This is a genomic window from Streptomyces glomeratus, from assembly GCF_021462825.1.
Classification (GTDB): Bacteria; Actinomycetota; Actinomycetes; order Streptomycetales; family Streptomycetaceae; genus Streptomyces; species Streptomyces glomeratus.
Genome location: NZ_JAKEEB010000031.1, coordinates 80,976 through 87,121 on the forward strand (window position 1 = coordinate 80,976; position 6,146 = coordinate 87,121).

General features: G+C 69.5%; 5 protein-coding genes and 2 pseudogenes. 4 read left to right on the forward strand and 3 right to left on the reverse strand.

Translation table 11 applies throughout. The features are described 5' to 3' along the window. Positions 1 to 52: 52 nt before the first annotated feature. Positions 53 to 727 (reverse strand): histidine phosphatase family protein, encoded by a 675-nt coding sequence (locus tag LZ604_RS27700; RefSeq protein ID WP_234518333.1) that lies wholly within the window; start codon positions 725 to 727, stop codon positions 53 to 55. Continuing rightward, complete coding sequence (gene hemL / locus LZ604_RS27705; RefSeq protein WP_234518334.1) at positions 724 to 2,043, reverse strand: glutamate-1-semialdehyde 2,1-aminomutase; 1,320 nt, start codon at positions 2,041 to 2,043, stop codon at positions 724 to 726. Before hemL ends, LZ604_RS27700 begins: the two co-directional genes overlap by 4 nt. A gap of 421 nt (positions 2,044 to 2,464) precedes the next feature. On the opposite strand from hemL, the gene LZ604_RS27710 reads away from it, so the two are divergent. The 3 genes and pseudogenes from LZ604_RS27710 (at position 2,465) to LZ604_RS27720 (ending at position 4,253) form a co-directional block, all read left to right on the forward strand. Beyond that, on the forward strand, positions 2,465 to 2,962 hold the full coding sequence (locus LZ604_RS27710) for a hypothetical protein (RefSeq protein WP_234518336.1): 498 nt from the start codon (positions 2,465 to 2,467) through the stop codon (positions 2,960 to 2,962). 101 nt (positions 2,963 to 3,063) lie between these two features. Next, a pseudogene (locus tag LZ604_RS27715) lies at positions 3,064 to 3,189 on the forward strand (phosphorothioated DNA-binding restriction endonuclease); the annotation flags it as partial. A gap of 236 nt (positions 3,190 to 3,425) precedes the next feature. Then, the gene (locus LZ604_RS27720; protein ID WP_234518338.1) at positions 3,426 to 4,253 is read left to right on the forward strand and encodes a ZIP family metal transporter; all 828 of its coding nucleotides are present in this window, start codon (positions 3,426 to 3,428) and stop codon (positions 4,251 to 4,253) included. Between the two features lie 969 nt (positions 4,254 to 5,222). On the opposite strand, the gene LZ604_RS27725 is transcribed toward LZ604_RS27720, so the two are convergent. Continuing rightward, entirely contained in the window at positions 5,223 to 5,627 is a 405-nt protein-coding gene (locus tag LZ604_RS27725) for a hypothetical protein (protein WP_234518340.1), read from the reverse strand. A gap of 319 nt (positions 5,628 to 5,946) precedes the next feature. On the opposite strand from LZ604_RS27725, the pseudogene LZ604_RS27730 reads away from it, so the two are divergent. Next, positions 5,947 to 6,146 (forward strand): annotated as a pseudogene (locus tag LZ604_RS27730) (amino acid transporter); the annotation flags it as partial.

A 6,146-nucleotide genomic window follows, 5' to 3' on the forward strand; every position in this document is an offset into this window, starting at 1 on the left:
TTTGTTAAGAGGCGTACGCCCAACCGTAAGGCGTACGCCTCGTCGCGACCGCTCAGGCGCCGAACGCCTTGCCCGCCCCCTTCACCGGCTTTGCGCCCGCGAGCAGATGAGCGGGCACCAGGTCCCGGGCCGGCTCGGTGTATCCCACGGACACGATTTTGTCGCCCTCGTACGTGAACGTGGTAAGAGAGGCGAGCGTGCACTGCCGCCTGCGCGGGTCGTGCCACAGCCGCCGCTTCTCCACGAAGCTGCGCACGATCCAGATCGGCAGCTGGTGGCTCACGCACACGGCCTCATGACCGCGCGCGGCGTCCTTGGCGGCGTCGAGCGCCGCCATCATCCGGACGACCTGCTCCACGTAGGGCTCGCCCCACGACGGCTTGAACGGGTTGACGAGGTGCTTCCAGTTCTCCGGCCGCCGCAGCGCGCCGTCCCCCACCCCGAAGGTCTTGCCCTGGAACACGTTCTTGGCCTCGATGAGCCGCTCGTCGACCGCGAGGTCGAGCCCGTGCGCCTTGGCGATCGGGGTGGCCGTCTCCTGGGCCCGCTCCAGCGGGGAGGCGACGACATGGGTGATGTCCCGGGAGGAGAGGTGATCGGCGACCCGCTCGGCCATCTGCCGGCCGAGCTCGGAGAGGTGGTAGCCGGGCAGCCGCCCGTACAGAACCCCGTCCGGGTTGGCGACCTCGCCGTGCCGCATCAGGTGGACGACGGTGATGTCACTCATGCTGCCGTGGCCTCCGCTGCTGCCCGGGCCGCCGCCGGAAGCGCGTCGGCGATCCGCTGGATCGCCCGCTCGTCGTGGGCGGTGGAGACGAACCAGGACTCGAACGACGAGGGCGGCAGATAGACGCCCTGCGAGAGAAGGGAGTGGAAGAAGGCGTTGAACCGGAAGGACTCCTGCGCCTTCGCGTCCTCATAGTTGGTCACCGGCCGGTCGGTGAAGAACACGGAGAACATGTTGGAGGCGCTCTGCAACCGGTGCGCCACGCCTTCCTTGGTGAGCGCGTCCGTGACGAGCGTGCGGATCTCGGCCGACACCGCGTCGACCTTGCCGTACGCGGCGTCGTCCAGGAGCCGCAGCTGGGCGAGGCCGGCGGCGGTGGCGACGGGGTTCCCGGAGAGGGTGCCGGCCTGGTAGACCGGCCCGGCCGGGGCGAGGTGCGCCATGACATCGGCGCGGCCACCGAAGGCGGCGGCGGGGAAACCGCCGCCCATGACCTTGCCGAAGGTCATGAGGTCGGGCTTGACGCCGTCGATGCCGTACCAGCCCGCTCGGCTGGTACGGAATCCGGTCATGACCTCGTCGGAGATGTACAGGGCGCCGTTTTCGTGGCAGAGATCCCTGAGCCCCTGGTTGAAGCCGGGCAGCGGCGGCACGACGCCCATGTTCCCGGGCGACGCCTCGGTGATCACGCAGGCGATGTCGCCGGGGTGGGCGGCGAAGGCGGTACGCACGGCGTCCAGGTCGTTGTACGGCAGAACGACCGTGTCACCGGCCTGGGCGCCGGTGACACCGGGGGTGTCGGGCAGGGCCAGGGTGGCCACGCCACTCCCGGCGGCGGCGAGCAGCGAGTCGACATGCCCGTGATAGCACCCGGCGAACTTGATCACCTTGGACCGCCGGGTGAACCCGCGGGCGAGCCGGATCGCCGACATGGTGGCCTCGGTCCCGCTGGAGACCAGGCGCACCTGCTCGACCGGCTCGACCCGGTCGACGATCTCCTCGGCGAGCGCGACCTCGCCCTCACCGGGCGTACCGAAGGAGGTACCGCGCGAGACGGCCTCCTGGACGGCGGCGATCACCTCGGGGTGGGAGTGCCCGAGGATCATCGGCCCCCACGAACAAACGAGATCGACGTATTCACGTCCATCGGCATCGGTCAGATAGGGACCGTTACCGGACACCATGAACCGGGGCGTACCGCCCACGGCGCGGAAGGCGCGCACCGGAGAGTTCACGCCGCCGGGCGTGACGGCCGCCGCGCGCTCGAAAAGAGTCTGCGAAACTGGGGCTTCGTACGGATAGCTCACACTAGCCATGGTGTCAGAGGCTGCGAAGATCCCGCGGACAGGTGTTTCACCGCACGTTTCGGCGGGCGGCCGTGGGGGAGGTCACTGACACGATGATCGGGTTGCGCGGCGGGGGCCGCGCGTCCTAGAACAGCAGTCGGGTGGAGATATGCATCGCGGTGGCGGACTGGGCGAGGGGACCGATGATCTGGGTCCTCGGCGTGCCCGGCGGGGAAGGCACCGACGCGACGCGGAGGAGACGACGGAAACACGTCGGGCGCAGGGGCCTCAAGAGGCACACGAGCCGCAGGGGTCGCGTGGCCAACAAGTGCCCCAGAGCTCGGCAGAGCGACAGAATTCACAGGGTTCGCAGGGTTCGGGCAGTGCACAGAGTGCCCAGGGTTCGCAGGCTTCGCCGGCTGACCCTGAGCGAATCGGGCGTGCGGCGCGTATGGACCGCAGAGGCCGCGCGGTCGACCGACTCAGGGTAGGGAGCGGGAATGGTGGTCGGGTGGGGGTGACGTACAAATACTTCGGGGCGCCGGACGGCGCCACGGCAGCACGCGTCCCGATCTCGATGCGTCCCGAGGAGCTCGGCGGCGACGAGCTCGGCATGGGCGGCATGTTCACCAAGATCAAGCCGGAGACGATGGCGGCGATGGTCCTCACGGGCATCGAGGGCGTCCCGCTGCACAAGGTCCCGCCGCTGGAACTGGTGGTCCTGCACCCCGACTACGCGGTGGTCAAACTCCCCATGACGGTCGTGGACCCGCTGCGCGGCATCGGCGAGGAGGCGGTGGGCGCGGCGGCGTTCATCTGGTCGACGGTCCCTGACCGCGGCGGCCCCCGGGACGCGTTCAACGTGTACCAGCTGCTGCACGAGTGGCAGGACTTCAGCCACCGCCTGCACGAGGCGGGGCATCAGCCTTATTGCTTGGTGTGGCCCTGAGCTGGGGTTTCGTTGTTCCGGGCGGGGTCTTCGGGCTCCGCCCCTCGTCATGTACCGACAGGGGCCGTGATACGGCCAGGTCACCGTGGAGCGGGCAACAAATAGCCCTCACGGGCCGCCCGCTGGTCGGCCCGCAGCCCGGCGCGCGCCGTGTTGCTGCAGCCCACCGCGACTGGCACACCCGCCAGGTCTTCCACGGCGAGCCGCGCCCCGCCAAGGCTGCCTGACCGCTGCAGCCCCGACGAGAAACCCCATGCCATCCGGCACCTCGCCCATGAGCTGCCCGTCCGTGCTCAACCGGACACCGGTCCTTGATGGCGCCGTACGGACTGGTATGCGCAACGGGCTGGACGCGTAATGACTTTCCCAAGCTTCGCCGAATCCTGGCTTCCGCCACTTGTTAGGCAAGCCTTACCTGCCTTACGTTCTCTGCGCTTCCTGTGCACGTCAGACCGGAGTCCCCATGTCCAGCGGCAACATCGCCCTGCTCGGAGCCATCGCAGGCTTCACCATCTACCTCGGCCTCCCCCTCGGCCGCCTCCGCACACCCACACCCCGGCTCAAAGCCGGCCTCAACGCCGTTGCCATCGGCATCCTGATCTTCCTCGTCTGGGACGTGCTGACCCACGCCTGGGAGCCCATCGACGAGGCACTGGGCAAGCACGCCTGGGGAACCGTGGCATCCGGGGGCTTCACCCTGGTCGCCGGCCTGACCATCGGACTCGCCGGGCTCGTCCACTACGACGGCTGGATCGCCCGCCGCCGCGAAGCCGCCGCCCGGACCACGGGCCCCGGCGCCGCCGCCACGGCCGAACTGGCGCCGAAGACCCGCAGCCAGGCGGGCTCGCTCGCGCTGATGATCGCCACCGGCATCGGCCTGCACAACTTCGCCGAGGGCCTCGCCATCGGCAACTCCGCCGCCCAGGGCGAACTGTCCCTGGCCCTGCTGCTGATCATCGGCTTCGGCCTGCACAACGCCACCGAGGGCTTCGGCATCGTCGCCCCCCTGGCCGCCGAGGGCGAACGCCCGTCCTGGCCCACCCTCCTGTGGCTCGGCCTGATCGGCGGCGGCCCCACCTTCCTCGGCACCCTCGTCGGCCGGCACCTGGTCGACGACACCCTGTCGATCGCCTTCCTCGGCCTCGCCGCCGGCTCGATCCTCTACGTCGTCATCGAGCTGCTGGCCGTCGCCCGCAGGACCGCCCTCAAGACCCTCACCACCTGGTGCATCCTCCTCGGCCTCCTGCTCGGCTTCGCCACCGACGCCGTCGTCACGGCCGCCGGGGCCTGAGCCGGGGTCGTACAACCGGGGCCCGGAGCAGCCTGCGGAGCATCGGCCTCATGCGCTCCACCGGTGTCGGTGGCTGCCTCCAGGGCATGCCGGAGCTGTTCCAGCGAGGGCGCGCCTGCCAGGCCGTCGGAAGTGCGGTAGAGCCGACAGGAGAGCGACGGTTCGGCGTCGGGCTCGGCGAACGGATCGCGGCCGTCGATCAGGATCGTCGGGGAGCCGGTGAAACCGGACAGCTCGGCCTCGGGCCGGTCCGCGATCATCCGGGTCGCGAACGACGTGCTCATCAGCCCGGCGTCGTCCAACGCACGCCGCAACCGCTCCGCGGCGAGCCGGTGATTGGGGCAGCCGGGGACCACCAGGACCTGGATCTCCACGCCCCCAGGATGGCGCGCCCTTGCTGCGTGACCAAGGGTCATGCCGACCGGCGTTCATCTTCGTGGACGACCGTGGTGCGGCGTTCACGGCCGGGGGTCCCGAGTTCGTCCAGCACGGCGACGGCCAAGTCCTCTGCGCTGTTCCGACGAGGCCGGCGCACCGCCGCCCCACAGGGAGTCGATCTCCACCCGCACCTCGTCGGTCGACGTGTCGGCGAGGCGCACCCGCAGATGGATCTCCCTGGGCACGAGGCCGCAAGGCCGCAACGCCGGAAGGCAGGAAGGCGGAAGGCAGGAAGGCGGAGGGCAGGAGGCCGGAAGGCGGGAAGGCGCCGACAGGCGGGACGGGTGCGTTCCGCAATCGGGCCGCCCGGCAATGCAATTGACGTGGCGTCAATCAGGACGGAGCCCCGCCGGACAGTTCCCCGGCCGGCGTCACGTCGGTGCAGCCGAGGCGTTGGGGGATCCGGCGCCGTGACGCCCCGCGACAGCAAGAAAGGGGCGCCCCGTTTCCGGGGCACCCCTCGGCCTGTTGGCGTCACTTCGCCATGATGCCTCTCGGCGTCAGTTGCGCGCGATGCCTCGTGGCGTCACGTCACCTCACGACGACGGTCACCGTCGGCGACATGGTGTTGCCGTGGATGACACGGAACCGCTCCGTGCCCCTGCTGGCGAGCCGGGTGGCAGAGATCGAGTAGGCGTCACCGTTCACGACCCTGACGGTCTTCACGACGACCCACTTACCACCGCTGTAACGCTGGAGGCTGAGCACGTCGCCTGTCTTCAGGCCCTGGGTGCGGCCCGCGAACGTCACGGACTCGCCCAGCTTCAGCTCGGTCTTGGAGGGCTGCACGGTGATCGAAGCCGCGATCACGTTCGTGTTCGTCGCCACGGAGGGCGAGGCGGCGAAGGCGCCAGGCGCCCCAGCCGTCAGCATCGCGACGGCGAGCAGACCGGCGGGAAGGACACGGGCGGAGCGAGTACGAAGCGAGGATTTCACGTTTCTCTCCTGTGCTGTGACAGATCCCCCCTGACGGATCCCCCAACTGCGCGCACTTTCGAGGCTTCCATGGAGCCGACCGGGCGGCGACCCGGCCGTCACCGGAATGCAGTAACCAGAAAGCCCGGATGGCTGTTACTCTCCGTGAAAGAGCCAGGTCATTTCAGTAATTGTGAGAGTCCGACTTCTTACCTTCACTTCATGTCGTCACAAGCCGTCCCGGTGCGGAGGCCCCCCGAACACTCTCTGCCTAGGCTGGAAGCGCGGTCCCTCGATGGCCGGAACCGTTCGCAGAGCCGTACGCCAGGAGAGCACGCCGATGGCCGCTACGGAGCACGCCCACCCGAGCCGGTTGCGATCGTGGATGCTTGAGGGGCTGTCCGACATGGGCAAGGGCACCTCGCAAGGCCCACACGCCCATCCCCCCGAAACCCCCCACGAGGGCCAGCGCTGGTGGCGGGTGATGTGCCTGACCGGCGTCGACTACTTCTCCACCCTCGGCTACCAGCCCGGAATCGC